The organism is Roseivirga spongicola (assembly GCF_001592965.1).
In the GTDB taxonomy this organism is placed as follows: Bacteria; Bacteroidota; Bacteroidia; order Cytophagales; family Cyclobacteriaceae; genus Roseivirga; species Roseivirga spongicola.
On the sequence record NZ_LRPC01000029.1, the window covers coordinates 88292 to 108907 of the forward strand.

Annotated in this window: 17 protein-coding genes; 16 read left to right on the forward strand and 1 reads right to left on the reverse strand. The window is 38.8% G+C overall.

Features of this window, described 5'->3' with window-relative positions; translation table 11 throughout:
- Window positions 1–131 precede the first annotated feature (131 nt).
- The 14 genes from AWW68_RS17925 (at window position 132) to AWW68_RS17990 (ending at window position 16287) form a co-directional block, all read left to right on the forward strand.
- Window positions 132–1508 carry a sigma-54-dependent transcriptional regulator gene (locus tag AWW68_RS17925; RefSeq protein WP_068224493.1) on the forward strand — a complete coding sequence of 459 codons (1377 nt, stop codon included), beginning with the start codon at window positions 132–134 and terminating at the stop codon, window positions 1506–1508.
- Between the two features lie 497 nt (window positions 1509–2005).
- Window positions 2006–2890 (forward strand): TolB family protein, encoded by an 885-nt coding sequence (locus tag AWW68_RS17930; RefSeq protein WP_068224496.1) that lies wholly within the window; start codon window positions 2006–2008, stop codon window positions 2888–2890.
- Between the two features lie 15 nt (window positions 2891–2905).
- Window positions 2906–4258 carry a sensor histidine kinase gene (locus tag AWW68_RS17935; RefSeq protein ID WP_084375753.1) on the forward strand — a complete coding sequence of 451 codons (1353 nt, stop codon included), beginning with the start codon at window positions 2906–2908 and terminating at the stop codon, window positions 4256–4258.
- A gap of 204 nt (window positions 4259–4462) precedes the next feature.
- Entirely contained in the window at window positions 4463–5536 is a 1074-nt protein-coding gene (locus AWW68_RS17940; protein ID WP_068224500.1) for a family 16 glycoside hydrolase, read from the forward strand.
- Between the two features lie 247 nt (window positions 5537–5783).
- Window positions 5784–6251 (forward strand): DinB family protein, encoded by a 468-nt coding sequence (locus tag AWW68_RS17945; protein WP_068224504.1) that lies wholly within the window; start codon window positions 5784–5786, stop codon window positions 6249–6251.
- Between the two features lie 354 nt (window positions 6252–6605).
- A complete protein-coding gene (locus AWW68_RS17950; protein WP_245660267.1) occupies window positions 6606–7157 on the forward strand; it encodes a TetR/AcrR family transcriptional regulator in 552 nt (183 codons plus the stop codon).
- Between the two features lie 31 nt (window positions 7158–7188).
- Window positions 7189–8979 (forward strand): T9SS type A sorting domain-containing protein, encoded by a 1791-nt coding sequence (locus tag AWW68_RS17955; RefSeq protein WP_068224507.1) that lies wholly within the window; start codon window positions 7189–7191, stop codon window positions 8977–8979.
- Between the two features lie 323 nt (window positions 8980–9302).
- Entirely contained in the window at window positions 9303–10142 is an 840-nt protein-coding gene (locus AWW68_RS17960; RefSeq protein ID WP_068224756.1) for a class I SAM-dependent methyltransferase, read from the forward strand.
- On the forward strand, window positions 10132–10332 hold the full coding sequence (locus AWW68_RS17965) for a hypothetical protein (RefSeq protein ID WP_068224514.1): 201 nt from the start codon (window positions 10132–10134) through the stop codon (window positions 10330–10332). Before AWW68_RS17960 ends, AWW68_RS17965 begins: the two co-directional genes overlap by 11 nt.
- A gap of 256 nt (window positions 10333–10588) precedes the next feature.
- Entirely contained in the window at window positions 10589–11392 is an 804-nt protein-coding gene (locus AWW68_RS17970; protein ID WP_068224517.1) for an SDR family oxidoreductase, read from the forward strand.
- A gap of 293 nt (window positions 11393–11685) precedes the next feature.
- A complete protein-coding gene (locus AWW68_RS17975; protein ID WP_068224519.1) occupies window positions 11686–12624 on the forward strand; it encodes a hypothetical protein in 939 nt (312 codons plus the stop codon).
- Window positions 12625–13171: 547 nt separating this feature from the next.
- Window positions 13172–13768, forward strand: a complete 597-nt coding sequence (locus tag AWW68_RS17980; RefSeq protein ID WP_068224522.1) for a hypothetical protein — start codon at window positions 13172–13174, stop codon at window positions 13766–13768.
- A complete protein-coding gene (locus AWW68_RS17985; RefSeq protein ID WP_068224525.1) occupies window positions 13761–14774 on the forward strand; it encodes a DUF262 domain-containing protein in 1014 nt (337 codons plus the stop codon). The genes AWW68_RS17980 and AWW68_RS17985 overlap by 8 nt, the downstream gene beginning before the upstream one ends.
- Window positions 14775–14862: 88 nt before the next feature.
- The gene (locus AWW68_RS17990) at window positions 14863–16287 is read left to right on the forward strand and encodes a hypothetical protein (RefSeq protein ID WP_068224528.1); all 1425 of its coding nucleotides are present in this window, start codon (window positions 14863–14865) and stop codon (window positions 16285–16287) included.
- Between the two features lie 162 nt (window positions 16288–16449).
- On the opposite strand, the gene AWW68_RS17995 is transcribed toward AWW68_RS17990, so the two are convergent.
- Window positions 16450–17205, reverse strand: a complete 756-nt coding sequence (locus AWW68_RS17995; RefSeq protein ID WP_068224531.1) for an HpcH/HpaI aldolase family protein — start codon at window positions 17203–17205, stop codon at window positions 16450–16452.
- A 125-nt stretch (window positions 17206–17330) separates the two neighbouring features.
- Between AWW68_RS17995 and AWW68_RS18000 the strand changes: the two genes are divergently transcribed.
- Window positions 17331–18962, forward strand: coding sequence for an AsmA family protein (locus tag AWW68_RS18000; RefSeq protein WP_068224534.1), 1632 nt, complete (start codon window positions 17331–17333; stop codon window positions 18960–18962).
- A gap of 75 nt (window positions 18963–19037) precedes the next feature.
- Entirely contained in the window at window positions 19038–20276 is a 1239-nt protein-coding gene (locus AWW68_RS18005; RefSeq protein ID WP_068224537.1) for a cation:proton antiporter, read from the forward strand.
- Window positions 20277–20616: the final 340 nt, after the last annotated feature.

The window sequence follows — 20616 nt, forward strand, 5'->3', positions numbered from 1 at the left end:
AATCTAGCCAAAAGGAGTGCCAAAAACACTACATACTGAATATCAGAACGTTGTAAATATATTTCAGTCATTGATAGTTTTTATCCGTTTGTTTTCAATACATTTAAGTGTTTGTTTTTGATACAGTTTTTATGGCGAAGATAGAGGCTAAAATACTGATTGTTGACGATGATATTGATGTGCTCAACACGGCACGAATGTATCTGAAACAGCAGTTTACCTTAGTGCAGATTGAAAGTAATCCGGAACTGATCCCCCTCCACTTTGAGCGAGAATCATTCGATGTTGTATTGCTCGACATGAACTTCAAGAAAGGAGAAAATGATGGATCTGACGGCCTTCATTGGCTCAACCAGATTCTGGATATCGACCCGAACGCTATTGTTATTTTAGTCACCGCTTATGGTGAGTTCGACTTGGCGGTTCAAGCCATCAAATCGGGAGGTACCGACTTTATTACCAAACCATGGAAAAATGAAAAACTCTATGCCACCATTACTTCGGCCTTACAACTTCGGCACAGTAAATTAGAGGTAGACAGACTTAAAAACACCACCAAAAGCATCACCGATGATGTTGAACAGAAGTACTCCAACTTTCTGGGGAATTCGGCACCCATGCAACGGGTTTTCTCACTCATTGAAAAGGTAGGACCAACCGATGCGAACGTGCTGATTCTCGGAGAAAACGGAACTGGTAAAGAATTGGCAGCCAGAGCACTGCACAAAAAATCAGACAGAGCTAATCAGGTTTTCATTAAGGTCGATTTGGGCTCTATTAGCGAAACGCTTTTTGAATCGGAGCTTTTCGGTCATGTAAAAGGGGCTTTTACCGATGCCAAAGAAGACAAACCAGGACGGTTCGAACTGGCGCAAGGCGGCACTCTTTTTCTGGACGAAATTGGTAACCTCTCTCTCCCTCTTCAGGCCAAACTACTTTCGGTACTTCAGCAGCGAAAAGTAAGCAGAGTGGGTTCAGGCAAAGAAATTCCGATAGATATACGTCTGGTTTGTGCCACCAACATGCCCCTTTATGAGGTGGTAGATGAAGGTGAATTCAGGCAAGACTTGCTCTATAGAATCAACACCGTTGAGCTTAAAATGCCATCGCTTTCAGAAAGAATTGAAGACATGGACATTCTGGTTGAACACTTCTTAAACGTATTTGGCAAGAAGTATAAGAAGACCAATATGCGCATTGATGCAGGCACAATGAACAAGTTGAAAAAACACCACTGGCCGGGAAATATTCGAGAGTTGGAGCACTCAGTAGAGCGAGCTATTATTCTGGCCGATGGCAACAAACTAGGACCCAATGACTTTATGCTGGGAAGCACAAAAGCAACTGCCAAAGCACAAGAAGATGAAAACTTAAACATCACGGAAAACGAAAAAAGACTAATATTAAAAGCGCTAGACAAACATAATGGCAACGTAACCCGAGCCGCTAAAGAACTCGGCTTGGACAGACTGGCCCTTTATAGAAGAATGCAGAAGTATGGATTGTAGCGGGAAGACCGAAGACAGGAGTCGGAAGACGGAAGTAACTAGCCATCTTTTGCTCGATTACTGATGAAGTGCTGCCCCTTTAGGGGTTAAGGGTAGATTTAGAAGGAAGTCGAAAGTCGGAAGTAACTTAGCCATCTTTTGCTCGAGTATTGATGAAATGCCGCCCCTTTAGGGGTAAGGGGTAAATTGAGACCGAAGTCAGAAGACAGAAGTCGGAAGTCAGAAGCAACTTAGCCATCTTTTGCTCGATTACTGATGAAGTGCTGCCCCTTTAGGGGTTAAGGGTAGAAGAAGACGGAAGTCAGAAGACCGAAGACCGAAGTCGGAAGACGGAAGTAACTTAGCTATCTTTTGCTCGAGTACTGATAAAGCACTTCCCCTTTAGGGGTTAGGGGTAGAGAGAAAGAAAAGTTTTACGCGAGGAAGGAATTTCGGAAGAGTAAGAGTAAGAATCGACCTTAGAAGCATTAATATTAAGAATACTAAACAACTCAAATATGAAAACCAACCTAGCGCTAACACTTGCATTGCTCTTAGCAGCTTGTACCAGTCAAAACTATGAACTGGCATACGTTAATGACGAAAACGGAAAGCTAGATATTTTTCTATTTGACTCTAAAAACATAACTGACACTCTCCTTATAAGTTCAGAAAACACTAAGTATAACATGGTTTGGAGTAGTGATGGAAAAAGCCTCTACTATACTGAATACAAGCAGGGTAGCCGCTCCATAATGCGCTATAATCTCGAGAGCAAAGAGAACGAAGAATTACTTAGCGACACCCTTACGCTTACCCTCAACGATGTTTCAAGAGATGGAAAAACATTATTAGTAAGTTCTGGCCGCGATCAGGTTAAAGGTGAAATTTACAGTTACCATCAACCTACAAAAGAATGGTTCAGACTCACCAAAAATGAACTCTATGAGTCTGGAGCAAAGTTTTCTCCAGATGAATCTCAGGTAATTGCCAGCATACAAACTCAAGTAGGCGACTCAATTTATAGATCTGGAATAGCTGAAATATTTCAGATAAACGTACCAAACCCAATCAATCAAAAACAGCTCACCAGTCTAAAGCACTTCAATGCTCTGCCAGATTACTCCCCCAATGGAGAACAAATTGCCTTCCATCATTGCGACACAGGTAACTGCGACATTTACGTAATGAATGCTGATGGAAGTAATCAAGTCAATATTACCCAAGGCATTGATGATAACCGATGGCCAAGATGGTCTCCCGATGGAAGAGTATTAGCCTTTACCAAAACCCTAGATGGTAATTCGGAAATCTATATTTGGAATTCTTCTACTAAAGAAATTACACCATTAATCACGTCTCCTAAAAGAGATGAAATAGCTGAATTCAGGCCAAAGAACTAAGAGACACTAGGTACAATGGTATCAAAAAGATTCGCTTTACTGGTAGTTATCCGCATCGTGTTGCTCATGCTCACCATGACGGCACTGGCCTTTATTTTCGCCAGAACAGAGCTCTTCTTCAACCAAATTATACTGCTAGGCATAATCATTATTCAGGTCTCTGAACTCATCAGGTTTATCACACACACGAATCGAGAGATTGCCAAACTACTGATGGCCATTCGTTACTCCGACTTCTCCATCTCCTTCAAAGGCAAAAAGCATGGCAAGTCGTTTCAAGAACTGCAAGATGCCTTTGTAGAAATCATAGAAGCATTCAAAAAAGTAAGCGTTGAAAAGGAAGCCCAATTTAAGTTCCTTCAAGTCATTGTAGATAACATTAAGGTAGGTGTGTTAGCAGTGAAAGAAGATCATGGAATTGAGCTAATGAACAAGGCCGCTCAAGATCTACTAAAAATTGCCACTCCAAATTACTGGAAGCAATTTCAGCAGCTACAGCCCACTTTTGCCAACGAATTGGATGCCATGGAAGACAATGAACGTAAGCTGATTGAACTTTCCATCAAGGGCGAAAAACAGCAAGTTTCGGTTCAGATCAACCGACTTAAAATTCTGAATTATCGATACACTATAGTCACCTTTCAGGATATCAAAAGTGAGATTGAACAGAAGGAAATTGAGGCTTGGCATAAGCTTATTCGCATTCTCACGCACGAAATTATGAACTCGGTAACGCCTGTCACCTCTCTTTCTGAGACCATGATTATGCTACTGGAAGAAAATGGTCAGCCGAAGCCATTGGAGAACCTTTCCGAAGAAACGTTGGAAGACCTTCGTTTCTCACTTAAAACCATTCAAAGGCGTAGTGAAGGCCTACTCCACTTTGTAGAAGACTACCGTAAGCTGACCAGAATTAAGACCTTAGAGCTGAAAGAAGTCAACGTCAGGGAGCTGTTAGAAGAAAACGCCAACCTCTTAAGTAAGGAGTTCGAAAAAGCTGGTGTAAAACTCCAGACAAAATCTGAAGCCCGCATGTCGGTAGCAATGGATAGAAAGCTTATAGATCAGGTTCTGATTAACCTATTAACCAATGCTCGACACGCTACAGAAAACCACGAAAATGGCTTAGTAGAAATTCATGCTTATTCTAGTAGTCACCAGTCAGTCATAGAAATAAAAGACAACGGAATCGGTATAGACGAGACCAAAATGGATCAAATTTTTATTCCATTCTTTTCCACCAAAGAAGATGGTTCTGGCATTGGGTTGAGCCTCTCCAAACAGATAATGAAAAAGCATAAAGGCGACTTGACAGTGAAATCCCAACATGGCCAAGGAGCTACATTCAGCCTGATATTCAGGAAATAACAGTTTAGTAAAACACACTTTACCAATTTAAATAAGGTAGTCGGTTTCAGTCATTAAACTGACATTCCAAAAGCAAACACCCTCCTTCTCGCTGAACCTAACTCAACATAAAATCCTTAAATGGTTTTTCAACAAGGTGAAAAGCACACGGCAACTTTAAGCCATACCAAAACGTAATGAGCTTTCATCCACAAACCAAAGGTCATGAAAATATTACTCAACATATTATTGGGCATATTAACGGTAGAGCTAGCCCATGCACAAAGCAAAAGCATTTCAATTCCTATGAAATCAACGCATTGGAATATTCCGGCCGATGCTCAATTTGAACAATTCGACAACAGAGAAACACTAGTTTTAACTACTGGCAGGGCCACAGTAAAAGGTCAACACTTCACCAATGGAATCATAGAGGTAGAGGTTTACGCCAAGGCTAGCAGAAGCTTTGCTGGCATCAGTTTTCGCGAAGAGAACAACAACTTGGAAGAAGTGTATATGAGGTTACACAAATCTGGTCAGGCAGACGCTGTTCAATACACGCCCATGTTCAATAATGAGTCTAACTGGCAATTGTATCGCGAGCATCAGGCCAACGTGACATTCAAAGCTAATGGCTGGAATAAACTAAGGTTAGAAGTTCAGAATCAGCGGGTAGAAGTCTTTATTAACGGAAGCTACGCAATGACTGTGGAGCAAATGAAAACCAGTCAAAAAGAGGGAAAAATTGGCTTATGGGCCTTATTTGGCAACCGATTCTCTAATTTCAAGGTTACTCATTCCGCAGTAGATAAATCGACTCAAGAAAAACCGAAGACACCAACAGACCCTACAATTATTTCTAGTTGGCAAATAACATCAGCTCAGTCTTTCCATAAAGAAAAGTTAGATTATGAGCTGCTCGCTAAGACCGAATACACGTCTGTTACCACAGAAGAATCAGGCTTACTACCTATTTCTAAATATGTTAAAAAGACGTCTTCTGGCGGGTTCGAGCAAAACAAAGAAGATTTTATTGTTGCGAAGACCACGATTCATTCAGAAGAGGCTGCTAACAAGCTTTTCTCTTTCGACTACAGCGACAAAATCATCATTTACCTAAATGGTGAAGCGATTTTCTCTGGTGATAACAGCTTCCGACTGAAGGGAGTGCAATTTATGGGGCACTTAAATATTGATGCCAACACGCTTTATCTTCCTCTAAAAAAAGGAGACAACCTAATTCACTGCGTAGTAATTGACCAGGCCAATGGCTGGGGCTTAATTGGTAAAATAGAATAGCAAGCAGCGTTTCTAAACGCCACACTGTTTTGTAAAACAGTTTATTACAATTAGTCAGAAAATATGGATCTATATAAGTGATAAATCTATATTTCTGGCTTATTTCTATGTCTACTCATAATAACCCCAGAGACCTTAGCTTAATAGAAATAGAGTTATCTTACCGAGAGGCCACGGCTAATGAACTCGGCTGGCACATGCATAATGTTACCTGTTCTGAAAAACCACATTCGCGAAAGCAAATCATATGACTCAATCCGAACTGATAGTCTTAAACTTCACAGAGATTAGAAGAAGAAGTATAAAACTTTGGAAAGCGCTTCCTGAAAGCCGGTATAATTGGAAACCTGACGAAAAAGCGATGACTTCTATGGGCATGATTCGGCACGTTTTGGAAGCCGATTATGGATGGAATATGATTATCAATAACGAGAGCATGACTAATTATCATACTCCTTGGGAAAATCAACCATTGATTAGCGTTGCTGACGAACTTGAATTTGCTCAACCTTACAGAAACACATTTATAGAAAGCGTCCGTCAGTTTTCTGATAGAGAATTAAACGAAACAGAAATCGTGCACCCTGGCAATGGCGAGAAAAAGAATCTCGGAAAATACTTATTGCGCATTGGGTATCATGAATCCGTTCACGCAGGTCAATTCCTAACATACTTGAGAGCGATGGGAATTGATCGTCCAAGTGTATGGGACTAAAAACACAATGGCCAACAATGGCACCTAGTCTTCATTTGTCTGAATCAATGTATCTGAAAAGGTCATGAGCAAACAAATGAATAAGCTATACAGCATTGAAGCTGTTTAGCATAAAAATCTCTATCTGGTCTTGAGCGTCTCGCTAAGACGTATGCGGTGGGTAGGCCAAATATAATCTCCGTAAATAATCTCAGCAAGCCATCTAAATATAGTCTGAAATAAGCGAGGCAATGTTTTACAAGGTATTATGAGAGACTGCAAAAATATTCAAAAGCTTATGGCTTTATATTTTACCAAACGTTCGGTAAATATTTATTCATTATATACATTTGCTTTATGAGACCACCGAAAGTATTGGAAGAAGATGTACTGGAAAGCTTAACAAAAGTATTTCGTGAGAAGGGCTACGAAGGTGCTAGCCTCTCGGATTTAGCTGAAGCAACTAATTTAAAAAAAGCCAGCTTATACCATCGTTTCCCGAAAGGTAAGCAAGCAATGGCTGAAGCTGTGTTACAGAATGTAAATAAGTGGGTTCAGGAAAACATATTTTCTGTTTTACAAAATGAAATTTTGACCCCCGAGGAAAGGTTAAAGAATGCGTTGAGTCAAATAAGCGTACTTTATTCTGCTGGAGAAGAAACTTGCATTTTTAGAGCTTTATCGATGCGAGTAGGCTTAGAGCTTTTTGAAGAACAAATCAACAGCGGAATGCAATTGTGGATTATCAATTTCAAAGAAATCGGAATTGAATTGAATTTTGAAGAAGACGAGGCACTCGATCTTGCGCTGCAAACTTTGATCGAAATTCAAGGAGCCTTAGTTGTATCTCGAACCATGAGAGACAAAAACATTTTCAGTCAGACATTACAAAAAATTGAAACCCGCTATCTCCATAGATTTCTTTAAGGAAAAACTATTCTCCCCTTAAAAGCTACTCATGAAAACAACATTACTACTCGCAATATTATTTATATCCATAAGCCTAAACGCACAAGATTTAATAGTAAACACTACTCAATCAATCAACTGGAACAAAGATTACACTAAGTTTTATGGATTTCTTCAATCTGCCTTGGTAACTGATAGCGATGGGAATAAAATTGTGGTGGGTGGATTTGATGGATTGAGTGTAGATTTTGGGACAGACGATACTCTATCATCTGATGAAAATTCCAATATTTTTATCGCCAAATATGACACTAACGACAATTTAGTCTTCTTGAAGGGTATCGGAGGAAGTTTTTTTCAAGAAAGCAGATATAGTAATGATTATGCAAGTGATGTAAAAGTAGATAGCGAAAACAACATTTATGTTTTGGCGACCATTGACGTTGGTACATTGCAAAAGGTGGACTTAGACTCGGAACACCCAGAGAGCAACTCGATTATTTCTACTTCTTACGGGAATGATTTTTCTGACAACAACCATAATGCTTTCATAATAAAATACTCTCCAGAAGGAAAAATGCTCTGGTATAGAGAAATAAAAGATGACTTTACAGATCGAAGCTTTAGTCTCTATATTGATACCAATAATGATGTGTGGGCTACTGGCTATCTAGGAGGTTTTACAGGTGCTAATATTGATTTTGACACTAACAATGAGTACTCGGATAATCGCGATATTATCCAGGGTGAATTTCTTCGTTTAGGATTTGTCGCACATTACAATAGTGATGGCGATTTTGTAGATGTAAAGGGTATTGGAGGTGGTACACTTTCAAGCTTACATGTTTGTGTAGCCCCGAGTGGAAATATGTACTTGGCCGGTGCATTTAATGCTCTTAAAGGCACTAACGCTAAAGGATTATCCTTATTTAAAAATAATGAAACACCTGTTTATGTGGAAAGTCAAGGATTCTTTGAATTTGCTCCACAAAATACAGACATATTTATTTTAAAATGTAATGCTTCAGGAAATGTAGAGTGGGTAAAAACGATTAGTTCAAATTCATTCAATTCTGTTACCGACATTACCTTTGATGACAATGAACATATTTATATTTCCGGTTTTTTTTCAGGTAACAATGTGGATTTCGATATAGATAATGACTTATCATACGATACCAAAACTTCAGTATCCAATGGTTCAGGGCTTGTAGCTAAATATAATTCAGAGGGAAACCTTACCATGCTAAAAACCATTGATGGAGGTACTCGCACCAGAATTCACTCTTTAGCCATAAATAATAATGGTACTATAGCTGTAGGTGGGGATTTTAAAGGTGATGTTTCATTTGGCGATATCTCTCTGAATACTTCCTCTTCAAATTCCAATCCGTTTATTGCCATAATCGATTCTGAGGGAAATTGGAGCAATGTTAAAAAGATCGAAAAAAATGGTTACGCTTCTATTGCAAGCATTGAAGCAACTCCCAATAATGATTTTCAATTTGTAGGTTTCGAGGCAGTGATATACACTGAGGGATACAATATAGAATCTATTTTTTATGGTATTGCTCAAAGCGAATCATTGGTCACAGCAATTCCCGATATATTAGAGAATAATAACATTATTGTCTATCCTAACCCGGCTACAGATTTCCTGAACATTCAGACAAAGAAAGATATTGACCAAATAGATGTTTATAGTTTAAGTGGAAGATTACTATTATCTGAAAAAGACTCTAGATTGATTGATGTAACAACGTTGCCAGACGGAGTATATCTGCTAAAAATGTATTTAAAGAATAGTGAGAGTTGTATGAAACGCATTTTAGTTAAATAAAAACTGGCTACGAACGTGTCAATAAAGCTCGCGCTTCACCTTTCTCAGATCTTAACGCCTCTCCGAGACCTTGGTTTAACAGAATTATGCTACTGAGAAGCCAAGGCTAGTTTTAGTTTTTCTATCTTTACAGCCTGTTTTACTAGCATTACATATCGCATATCCTTGACCTAAGGATATTCAATTAAACGAGCAACCAACGCCCAGATCTGTTGGCTGTCTCTTTCATTCAAATTTTTATTCAAGATCGATCAACCATTGGTCGCAATATCATCTTAAAGTCAATTTCAGACTTCAGGCTTGATATTCATCTAATCTTTAAAATGACTAGTAATAATCTTATAAGTAAAAATATAGAAGCTTTCTATAATCAGGCCTCAGAAGAAACCAGACTCAATAAAGGAATGGGAGTATTCGAGTTCGAAAGAATTAAAACCCTCATTGAAAAGTATATTCCCAATCAACCATCAAAAATTATTGATGTGGGTGGCGGTACCGGAAAGTATTCGGAATGGCTTGCTCAAAAAGGGCATCAAGTCCACTTAGTAGAACCCGTTCGCAAACACCTAAAACTGGCAAAAGGCAGGTCCAATAAATTAAAGAACAAGTTCTCTGTTCACTCAGGAGAATCTAGAAATCTCGACTTCCCCAGTAACTGTGCTGACTTGGTCATTTTGCACGGACCATTGTATCATCTTCAGAATAAAGAAGACCGAAGTACGAGCATTCGCGAAGCCAAAAGAGTAGTAAAACCTGACGGTATCATTCTTGGCTTTGCCATTAATTATACTGCCTCCACCTTAGTTGGACTCTTAAATGGTCTGATCCATAAAAAGCCCTTTTTCCAAATGTGCAAAGAAGAGTTGACCACTGGGGTTCACAACCCTCCTGATGATTTCCCCTGGTTGTTAGCTGAAGCCTATTATCATAGGCCAGAGCAATTAAAAAGCGAGTTTCTTGAGCAAGAGCTGATCTACCTTAACACTTATGCCATTGAAGGAATGGCTTGGCTAGACAAGGATTACTTTGCCAGTATGCTGAACTGTAATAGAAAAAAGACTCTACTCGAATTGATTGAAGTAACGGAAAATGACAGCTACCTCCTACCCTTCAGTCCACATATGATGATCGCAACACAAAAACAATCTAGTAATGAATATTAAAGAAGACTACTACAACCTGTTAATAGCCAACAATGGCTGCTTAAGCGAGATAGAACTTGGAGAAAAGTTAGGACTCAATGAAAACGAAACGCAACGAATAATCTCCCAGTTGCTCTCTGAATATAAAATCGAACACAAGACAAACAAGGCTTGTGATTACAGCCTATTCAAACCTCCAAAAACTAAGTAGAATGTAACCAATGTAGGTTTTATAACCTCAGTATTTATAGCGGAGCCCACTACCGATTTTAAAATCTAAACGTATTCTAAAAGCCTTTTAAAGCCTTTTCTCGATTGATATAACCCACTCCCTTTCACTAAAGGGAGTGATAACCTTCTGAACTACTAGTAGTTCTTATTCTGGCTCAGTAAGAAGCAAATGAAATTCTAGCGTAAATATTCGCACTTTTGTTTCGAATACTTAACACGGCAGTCACATTGGAAAAATGGAAATAAGAGACAAAATCGTTTTAATAACAGGTGGTGCATCTGGAATAGGCAAAATCATGGTTCGTTTAATGTTAGAACGAAAAGCCAAAGTAATTATCTGGGACATCCACCAAGAAGGTATCGATCGAACCATTGCCGAATTTTCAGGCAAGGGAAAGGTATTTGGTTACAAAGTAGATGTCTCTAGCCTTGAGCAGATTCAGGAAACTGCTAAAAAAGTGAAGGCAGAAATAGGCGTGGTAGATATACTGATTAACAATGCTGGCATAGTGGTTGGCAAGTACTTTAATGAGCATACGCCATCAGATATTTCAAAGACAATAGACATCAACACCAATGCGCCAATGTTTATTACTAGGGAGTTTCTTGATGATATGCTGAAACAAAACTCGGGTCACATTTGCAATATTGCCTCTTCTGGCGGCTTAGTTTCTAACCCTAAAATGTCGGTTTACGCAGCCAGTAAATGGGCTCTGAACGGCTGGTCGGACACATTGCGCTTAGAGATGAAGCAGATGAAAAAGAAAGTGAATGTGACTACCATAATGCCCTATTACATCAACACTGGAATGTTCGATGGTGTTAAGTCAAAAATCCCCATCCTAGAACCAGAGGCCACAGCATTAACCATTGTTAAGGCTATTGAAAAGAACAAAAAGCTCATTAGTATACCGGGGTATATTTATAGAGTCACTCGACTAGGCCAAGCTATTATGTCCATCAATATGTTTGATTGGTTTGCAGGAGACATTCTTGGAATTTACAAGACTATGGAACAGTTCAAAGGTAGGAAAAAGTAAGTTTAACATAATCTGCACGCTTTTATCCCTCCCCTCACGATGCTTTTGGAGAGAGTTACACCACAGCAAAAATCAAAAACCACACAACACGCTAGCACATGATATCATCTTCCTCCTACGGGGGAAGACAGGAGATGGGGGCTCCCTTGCAAAACTCCTTTCAATACACGTTCTTCATTGAAGAAAACACACCAATTCATTTAGAGTCTCTATGCTTCTCAGAAGTATTGATAACTCATTATAGCAGCACCATAATGTCACATCATTAACCTGAGCCACAATTTGACATAAGAATGAAAAAGATACTAGTTTGTTTATTTGGCATAGCGGCTTTAACAACAAATGCTCAAGATGTCTATGATTACTATGAAAAAATTAATGAGGGCAGAAAGTTTGTCATTGATAGAGATTTATCTTCTGCCTTAAACTCTTATCGCTCTGCTTTTGAAAAATATGACCATCCATTTGCACGAGATTGCTACAATGCAATAGAATTATCCATATCAGCAAAAGACACTATTAACCTTGATTTCTTTTTGCAAAAGGGTTTAACAAGAGGAATCAGAATAAAAGACCTAGAATCTTCGGGGCTTACAACCAATTATCTGAAAAGTAATTTCTACAAAAAAATCAAAGAAAAAGAAGATAGTTTATTGACTATTTATTCTTCTAAAATCAATTGGGAATTAAGGAATGAGGTTAATCAAATGTTTTTGGAAGATCAGAAAATGCGAGAATTATATTATAATTCGAGCTTCTTTAAAAAGAGGAAAATAGGAAAAGAATGGGAAGTATTGAACAGGAAACAAATCGAAAGATTAATAGAAATCACAGAACAATACGGTTTTCCTGGTGAGAATTTGATTGGAATCGACAGAAGCGAAATGCACTCTAAGATTAGAACAAACAACTATTCAGCGGGGATGCCTATAGTGATTTTAATACATCATTTCAGTCAGCCAAATTTGTCTTATGATAGTCTACTTTTGGAAGAAGTAAAGGAGGGTTATCTATACAACGAACATTTTGCGACAATCTGTGACTTTGAAGCCCAATTTGGTAAAGCTAAATATGAGAATTTTGGTTACTATGGACTGAGACATAGACCCAGAAAGTTGGATTTACACACCTTGAACTTAAAACGAGGGGAAATTGGAATTTTAGGATTCACGGAAATTGATAAGCTAAATCGGGTCCGGAACCTAACAAAATTTTGGAATCGACTTTACTAAAAACAACGGCCAACAATAAGTATAAACGTGAAACAAGGCTCAACGCAGTCAGAAAGACTTTCTCTTCGAAATTCATTAGCTTTTTTTGGTCTTAGATTTCGCTGAGACCTTAACCTTTTTCTTCAAAAAAAGTCGAAGCGTAAAAAATGGTTTGTTGAGAATAGCCCCACCCCTGCCTGCTGCAGGCAGGCTTTTACCTTTCCCCTCCCGAAGCCTTGGGAGAGAGGGGCAGTACACCACCGCAAAAATCTAACAACCACACAACACTCTAGCACTTGGTATCATCTTCCTCCTTCGGGGGAACCTGCCTGCCGGCAAAGGCAGGGACAGGAGATGGGGGCTCCCTTGCAAAACTCCTTTCAAAGCACGTTCTTCATAGGAGAAAACGCACAATCTCTTTTAGAATCTCTGTGCTTTTCTAGACTAATGAAACTTCCTTATAGCACTACAATATGGTATGCTATAAGGAAGTTTCACCAACCTATATTAAATATAACCGCCACTACAGTGGCGCATAGCTAACGTTCAAAACAACCGAAAAAATGAAATGAAAGAAATTATTGAAAATAGAAAATCTGTATTTAAGGCAGAACTCAATAATGACCTCATATCAGATACGGTAATTATCAGAAAGAACCTGCTACATGGAAACCCGATAATTTATCATGATGACGAAGACAAATACTTCTTCTTGAAACAAAAAGTTGCCAACTTCTTCAATGTAAGTACTACAAAAGTAGTTATGGTAGGCTCGGCTAAGCTAGGATTTAGCATAGCTCCCAAAAAAATATGGAATGACTTTAATGAAGAATCTGACATTGATATTGTAGTTATCAGTGAAACCATATTTGATGAATATTGGCAGGAACTTCTCAACTTTAATATTAACGTTAAAGCAAGGAGTGAACAAGAAGACAAAAATTATAGAGAATTCCTGGAATACTTCTTAAAAGGATGGATTAGACCAGATTTATTCCCTTTTAATTATCCGAAGAAAAATGAATGGTTTGAATTTTTTAAAGGTATTTCGTACGGAAAGTATGGGAATTATAAAATAGCAGGTGCCATTTTTCGAAATGAATACTTTTTCGAACAATACCATTCTCGAAATATCAGCAGATTAAGACTAGAAAACTATGAATAATATAGGAACAGCGGACAACGAGAAATTACTCGATTTATACAACGATTTGAAAAATGGGACTCTCGTTTTACGTCCTACTTTTCAGAGAAATTTGGTTTGGAATAATTCACATAAAGAAAAATTTATTGACACCATTCTTAGAGGTTTTCCTTTTCCGGAAATCTACCTTGCTGATGGAGATATAGACTTAGAAACTCAAACTTCAACTCGCTTGGTAGTTGACGGGCAACAGCGATTAGATACTATATTTTCTTATATCAACGGGGAGATTGCTACTCGGGGAATACCATTATTTAAAGAATTATCTGCTAAGCAACAAACTGATTTTTATGATTACAAGATTGTAGTTCGCGACTTAGGGAGATTAGACGAGAATCAAATAATTGAAATTTTTCAAAGAATCAATTCTGTAAGTTACGCTTTGAACGCAATGGAAATCAATAATGCGTTGTATGAGGGAGCATTTATTTCTACGGCACAGACAATTCAAGAGTCAAAAGAATTTGAAGCATTGGATATCTTCAGCCAAAATCAATATGCAAGGATGAAAGACACTGAATATATTCTGTTAATAATGGCAACAATAGAGGAAGGCGGTTATTTCACCGGAAATTCGGAAATAGAGAGATATATCAAGCTTCATAATGATGAGTATGCAGATTCAGAAAAGATTAAATCAGATATTACTGAGACCTGCCAAATGATTATTGATTTGAATTTAGAACCTGATTCTCTTTGGTTTAGAAAGACCAGTTTTTTCACATTGCTTGTTGAATTGGTTAAATTAAAAAGAAGTGGAACTGACTTTAGTAAGATTAATTTGAAAGCTGTTTTGACCGACTTAGAAAATCAAATCTTAGAAAACAAATCAACTGACCCGGAAACGAATGGATATGCAAAATTCTATAAATACGTATTCCAAGGCACTAGTGGTCGTGCTGGACGAATTGCCAGAGGGACTTTAGTCGAAAATGAAATAAAAAAGGCAGTTGCTAACAATGGCTAAAAAATCATAGCCACCCTACGGGATGGCAAAGCTTTTTAGCCTAACCGTTAGCAACGGTTATTAAACTGAACCCAGTAAGAGAATTGAAATGGAAGGACTCTTCAAAAAAACTGTAGAAAACGGTATTGAGATGCTAAGTTTCAGCCCTGCTCTTTCGACTAAAATTCGAGTGACTTATGTTATTGAAGACGGGAAATTTATCCATAAGAAAGTTTGGCCACATGGTGGAGTTCAGGAAACCGTGGTGATTAAAGAAATTCAAAGTGTTGAGAAAGGCAAATGGAACTTTAAAAGCCTCAATGGCATACGAACCTTGATAGTAAAAACGTCAACAACGAATATGGAGTTAGAGAGCATTTCCAATCCCGACAAAATTCGTTCTTATATTCTTGGACTAAAAACTGCTAAAGAAAACGTAGAGCCAAACAAGGATACCGAAGGAGAATTAGCTCCAGAATATGTATATGTACCCGCCATACCAGATGTAATTTATAATCTTTTAAAATCTATACAGACAGGGGGGCGTGATAAGCTAATAAGTTGGGAAGTTACAACAGGTGAATTCGTAAAGGCAAACCAAGTAATAGGACAGCTAAATGTCCCGGTAAAAAAATATAAATATGACGATATAAGATACAAAAATATCGCAATTATAAGAGCGCCTATTTCTGGTAAGATAATAGAAATCACCTCTGATGAATCCACATCAATTTTTGAAACCCGACTACCAACTGACTCACTTCAAAAGTATCGCTTTTTCAAGCATATGCTTATAATTCAGCCATTAGCATCAGAGAAATTTGCTGGTAATCCGTTCACCAAACCCCTGGCAGATTACTGTTTTTTTAAATTTGCTGATAGAAATAGTAGTTACTTTGAACCACTTGAGGCCTTGTATAAAATTGTCAATAGGTCAGAACCTGTAACTATAAAAGAAGATTGGAAAGTAACATTAAGCGATGACGATGATTTGGAAGAATTTGCGGTTCAAATACCATATCCATCCTATTACCTATGTGAAGCTCTTTTTGGGAATTTTGGAACATCCTATTCAGTTAAGAGACAATCCAGAGTAAACCAGGGAGACTCAATTGGTGAATTTAATTCTTACGGTAAAGCTATAGCCTCTATAATCTCACCCGTTGACGGTCTTATACTATTTACAGGATTAGACTACTCAGATTCAGAAGTAATGAAAATCGATAGAAGTTACAAAACAGAATTTCTGCAAGGAACTATATGGGGTGATGATAATTGGCCCATAAAGGAATTTTATAATGAAGAATACAATCGCGTTAAAACTATTTTATGCATCATACAACCGAGAAGGGGTTCAGACATTACGAAATACGTAAGAGAGTCCTACAAACATGTGATTCCAGCTATCGAAGAGAGATTAAGTGAAAAATTAAGAGACGACTTCAGCTATAGTAAAGAAAAATACAAAACCGTTGTGGAAAAAGAAATTCTTAAAATAAAAGAATCGGATGGTCGATTGATTCGTAGAAACTAAAACATTTGCTAATTACGTAGACTGCCCTGAGCCATAAGCCCCCGGTGCGCCTCCCGATACCTCGAGAGAGGGACAGCAAAAAACAGCAAAAATCTAACAACCCCACAACACTCTAGCACTTGGTATCATCTTCCTCCTACGGGGGAAGACAGGAGATGGGGGCTACTTACCCAACTCCCCCAAAACACTCTTCCCTTTCTCTATTAAAAAGCCTGAATCTGTTCCGCAGGTAATCAGCTGGTAGCTTTCATTTTGTAGGTATGGTTTTACAGCTTCTGGGTTTGTGCCGAAATAACCCATCGGAATTCTAGCTTTAGCGCAAGCCGTTTCTACTTTTTCAATGGCCACCTTCACCAGTGGATGCTCCACCTGACCTGCCACACCAAAACTGGCAGAAAGATCATACGGCCCAATAAAGACTACATCCACTCCTTCTACCTCCACTATTTCATTGATGTTATTGACTCCTTCAAAGTGTTCAATCTGAATCACCACAAGGGTTTCTTTATTCGCTCTTTCCACATATTCTTTAAAGCTCAGTCCATAGCCATGAGCACGGGCAGCTCCTACCCCACGTACTCCCTGAGTCGGGTACTTGGCATAAGAAACAATCTGCTTGGCCTCTTCAGCAGTATTCACTTTCGGTACAATAATTCCTTCAGCACCAATATCTAATACCTTTTTGATATTCGCTTCACTGACTTCTGGCACTCGCACCAAAGCACCACAACCAGGCTTCATAGCTTGCAGCATTCGCTGGAGTTCCATAAAGCCATGCGGGCCATGCTCTAAATCGATAAAAAGCCAATCGAAACCTACCATACTCATAATTTCAGCAATTTCCGGAGAAGGCAATGAGAGTAACGTTCCTATCAACTTTTCACCCTGATCTAACTTTTTACGCAATTGGAAGTTCATACACTAAGAGTTTAAAGCCTCAAGATGCAACGAACACACTGCCTATCAAAAGACTGACAGAAAATCGAAGCCATCGAAAATGTAGGACCTAACACTTTTATCTACCTTACATTTGATATTTTTTTATGAATAAGTCCTGGAAAAGAGTAATAAAACGAATAGCAGTGGGCCTGCTTATATTCGTTGCCTTGCTTGGCGTATTTGCTACCTTCTTTTTAAAAGACATCGTCAACAACCAGCTTCAAAAGCAGATAAAAAGCACTTTTGGTGATTTTTACCAGCTCTCATACGAGCGCAGCTCTACTGCACTATCTACCTCTGGTTTTAGCATTAACTTTGAAAAGGTTTTGTTTGAAGCTGATACCAGCAACCAGCTGATGATGAGGAAATACCCTGCTATTTTCTTTAATACAGACCTGCTAGAAATTACCGACATCAATGTTATTGGGCTATTGCTTAACTCTAAAGTAGCCGTAAAAAACATTGAAATTGATGATCCTAAGCTGCTCTTCTATATCACAGGTTCGGGCGAAGCCTCAGACTCTACCGAGTCTAATACGCAATCAGACAACCTTATTGAAAGCATTAAAGTGGGGCATATCTCGATCGATAAAGGCAGTGCTTCCTTCATCTTCGAAAAAAGCCGAACCGACACACTATTTTCAGGGAAAGACCTTTCCTTAGAAATTGAAAACCTTGGCTTGGACTTAAGATCTGAGGAAAACATTGTACGAACAGGCACACTAGACCAACTTGCCTTTTCTATTAAAGAGCTCCGAATGTCACCTAAAAGATCCGACTACAACTATGGTATAGAAGCGCTGAAATTCAATTATAAAGATCAATTATTTCAGTGCTCTGAGTTCTCCCTAGAACCCGTTGGCAACCCAGCAGAAATGGCGGCCAATAATCAATACAGAAAGTCAATTCTACGGATTAAAGTAGATTCGTTAGCTTATCAATCGGATGATTTCAAATCACTTAAAAACCTTACTTCCATCAATGGTCAAGCGCTCAATATTATGGGAATTGACCTGATTATTGATAGAGATAAACGCCTGCCACTGGATCAGACAGTGTATAAAAAACTCTTTCACGAATCTCTCTTAGAGTTACCCATTGCAGTAAATCTGGACTCTATAAACGTTTCTAATGCACGAATAGACTATAGAGTACATAATGCTTCTAGTGCTGAACCGGGCAACCTTTTGCTTAGCTCGGTCGATGGGAATATTACCAACATCAACACCAAAGACTTGAGCCAGATTGAAGCCAAATTCAATGGCATCTTTATGGAAGATGGCCCTTTCAACCTAAATATTCAGCTTCCACTGGCAACACCACATAACCACAGCTACAATGGTTTTATAGGTAAAACTGACTTCACTTCTATCAACCCACTTATTGCTAACCTCACAAAAGTGAGAATGGAAGAAGGCTGGATTGAACGCATAGATTTTGATGGAAAAGGAAGCGAATACCTCAATCAGGGTGTTATGAAAATTGCTTTCCATGACTTGAAGCTTTCAGTTACCAACGATAACAACAAGAAAAAGTGGATTCAATCGGGGCTTGGCAACCTAATAACCCGAAACAATAACCGCACAGATGAATCTGAAACAGCAGACCAACTGGAGTATTCGTATGAACGACCACACTATAAAGACCATTTAGATATGTATGGCGGTGGACTCATTAATGGTTTTGCTTTGGGTATACTGCCCAAGCCCATCTATAACCTAGTTATGAATAATTAGTGTCAATTGGCTCTCAAACTTTGATGAGTCTGTATAAACCAATTATTTTGAAGCCTTAACCTTTTAATCAGCACAATGGACATTTTTGCCATCATTACCATCCTCACCATTTTATCTGCGGCTTTTGCCTTCATCAACACCAAATTCTTGAAGCTGCCATTCACTATTGGTTTGATGATAATAGCCATGTGTTTTACCCTACTTATTGTAATAGTGGGGCAATTCAATAGCAGCATTTTAGAGCAGTCTAAAGAACTCATTCAATCCATTGACTTTAAAACTGTATTGCTCGAAGTGATGCTGAGCTTCTTGCTTTTTGCGGGAGCTCTACACACTAAACTGGACGACTTGGCTAAACACAGAGCTCCAATTATGCTCTTTGCCACCTTCGGAGTAATGGTTTCAACCTTTTTAGTGGGTGGCATTTTCTACTTTGTGGCCGAAGCCGTTGGCCATCATATTGACTTTATTTACTGTCTGCTTTTCGGAGCTTTGATCTCCCCTACCGATCCGATTGCCGTATTAGGAATTCTAAAAGATGCGAAAGCTCCTAAGAAATTAGAGATCAAAATTGTGGGTGAATCACTCTTCAACGATGGTGTTGGCGTAGTAGTATTCTTGGTTATTTTCTCAATTGCTCAGCGTGGAATTGCCTCTGTAGAAGCCGAAGAAGTAGGTCTACTTTTCTTTGAGGAAGTATTTGGCGGAATTGCTCTGGGCCTATTGATGGGTTGGGTTGGATTCAAAATAATGAAGACTATCGACCATTACGAAACTGAAGTGATGATTACTTTAGCGATGGTAATGGGAATTTATTCTATTGCTCATGCAGTGCATTTCTCTGGGCCTTTAGCGGTTGTAGTTGCCGGTATTTTCATTGGCAATAAGTCGCCAGAAATAGCTTGGTCTAAAACCACTCAAAACTATGTAGACAAGTTCTGGGAACTGATTGATGTATTCTTGAACGCCATACTCTTCGTTCTGATTGGTTTTGAACTACTCATTGTTACCATCAATGGCGAATATATTTTACTCGGGGTTTTGGCTATTCCTATTACGCTCATTGCCCGATACCTAGCATTAAAAGGGCCGATTATGCTTTTCAATAAAAAGCTGGAGTTCATTCCTAAAACTGATATGATTATGACTTGGGGTGGAATCCGTGGTGGTATTTCCATCGCTCTAGCCCTTTCCCTTCAACCTGAAATGGAAAGAGAACTCTTCCTTACGGTAACTTATGTAATTGTGGTATTCTCTATTATTGGCCAAGGCCTAACTATTGGACCTTTGGTGAAGAGAGTTTTGGGGAGGTAGAAGTAGAATCCTCGGTCCTTCAGGCACCTACTTTATGCAGTTATTTGCTATGACTAGCCGTCCGACCGCTTGGAGCGGTCAGACGGCTATACACACTTACACTACTAACTCATCATCGATTGGATCGAGGATGGTAGAATGGTCAGTTTGTAACTGACTAGTGGAAAAATTCTAAACAAAAACTGGAGGCTTTATGCCGCTTCTACGAAGCTGAGTTCTGTCAATACTTTGAGGTTTTATAACATATCGTCCCGCTGGGACTTAGGAAATGGATTCCGTGAGTACTTCTTCTACACACAGGAGGGCTGAGATCCAACATCAGCGTGACCATCGACAGATA

Bases quoted from the DNA above. Each gene is read 5' to 3' on its own strand.
- AWW68_RS17965 (WP_068224514.1), top strand. From the start codon at position 10,132: ATGAATATTAAAGAAGACTACTACAACCTGTTAATAGCCAACAATGGC.
- AWW68_RS17935 (WP_084375753.1), top strand. From the start codon at position 2,906: ATGGTATCAAAAAGATTCGCTTTACTGGTAGTTATCCGCATCGTGTTG.
- AWW68_RS17960 (WP_068224756.1), top strand. From the start codon at position 9,303: ATGACTAGTAATAATCTTATAAGTAAAAATATAGAAGCTTTCTATAAT.
- AWW68_RS18000 (WP_068224534.1), top strand. From the start codon at position 17,331: ATGAATAAGTCCTGGAAAAGAGTAATAAAACGAATAGCAGTGGGCCTG.
- AWW68_RS17940 (WP_068224500.1), top strand. From the start codon at position 4,463: ATGAAAATATTACTCAACATATTATTGGGCATATTAACGGTAGAGCTA.
- AWW68_RS17970 (WP_068224517.1), top strand. From the start codon at position 10,589: ATGGAAATAAGAGACAAAATCGTTTTAATAACAGGTGGTGCATCTGGA.
- AWW68_RS17975 (WP_068224519.1), top strand. From the start codon at position 11,686: ATGAAAAAGATACTAGTTTGTTTATTTGGCATAGCGGCTTTAACAACA.
- AWW68_RS17995 (WP_068224531.1), bottom strand. From the start codon at position 17,205: ATGAACTTCCAATTGCGTAAAAAGTTAGATCAGGGTGAAAAGTTGATA.
- AWW68_RS17945 (WP_068224504.1), top strand. From the start codon at position 5,784: ATGACTCAATCCGAACTGATAGTCTTAAACTTCACAGAGATTAGAAGA.
- AWW68_RS17925 (WP_068224493.1), top strand. From the start codon at position 132: ATGGCGAAGATAGAGGCTAAAATACTGATTGTTGACGATGATATTGAT.
- AWW68_RS17985 (WP_068224525.1), top strand. From the start codon at position 13,761: ATGAATAATATAGGAACAGCGGACAACGAGAAATTACTCGATTTATAC.
- AWW68_RS18005 (WP_068224537.1), top strand. From the start codon at position 19,038: ATGGACATTTTTGCCATCATTACCATCCTCACCATTTTATCTGCGGCT.
- AWW68_RS17980 (WP_068224522.1), top strand. From the start codon at position 13,172: ATGAAAGAAATTATTGAAAATAGAAAATCTGTATTTAAGGCAGAACTC.
- AWW68_RS17955 (WP_068224507.1), top strand. From the start codon at position 7,189: ATGAAAACAACATTACTACTCGCAATATTATTTATATCCATAAGCCTA.
- AWW68_RS17990 (WP_068224528.1), top strand. From the start codon at position 14,863: ATGGAAGGACTCTTCAAAAAAACTGTAGAAAACGGTATTGAGATGCTA.
- AWW68_RS17930 (WP_068224496.1), top strand. From the start codon at position 2,006: ATGAAAACCAACCTAGCGCTAACACTTGCATTGCTCTTAGCAGCTTGT.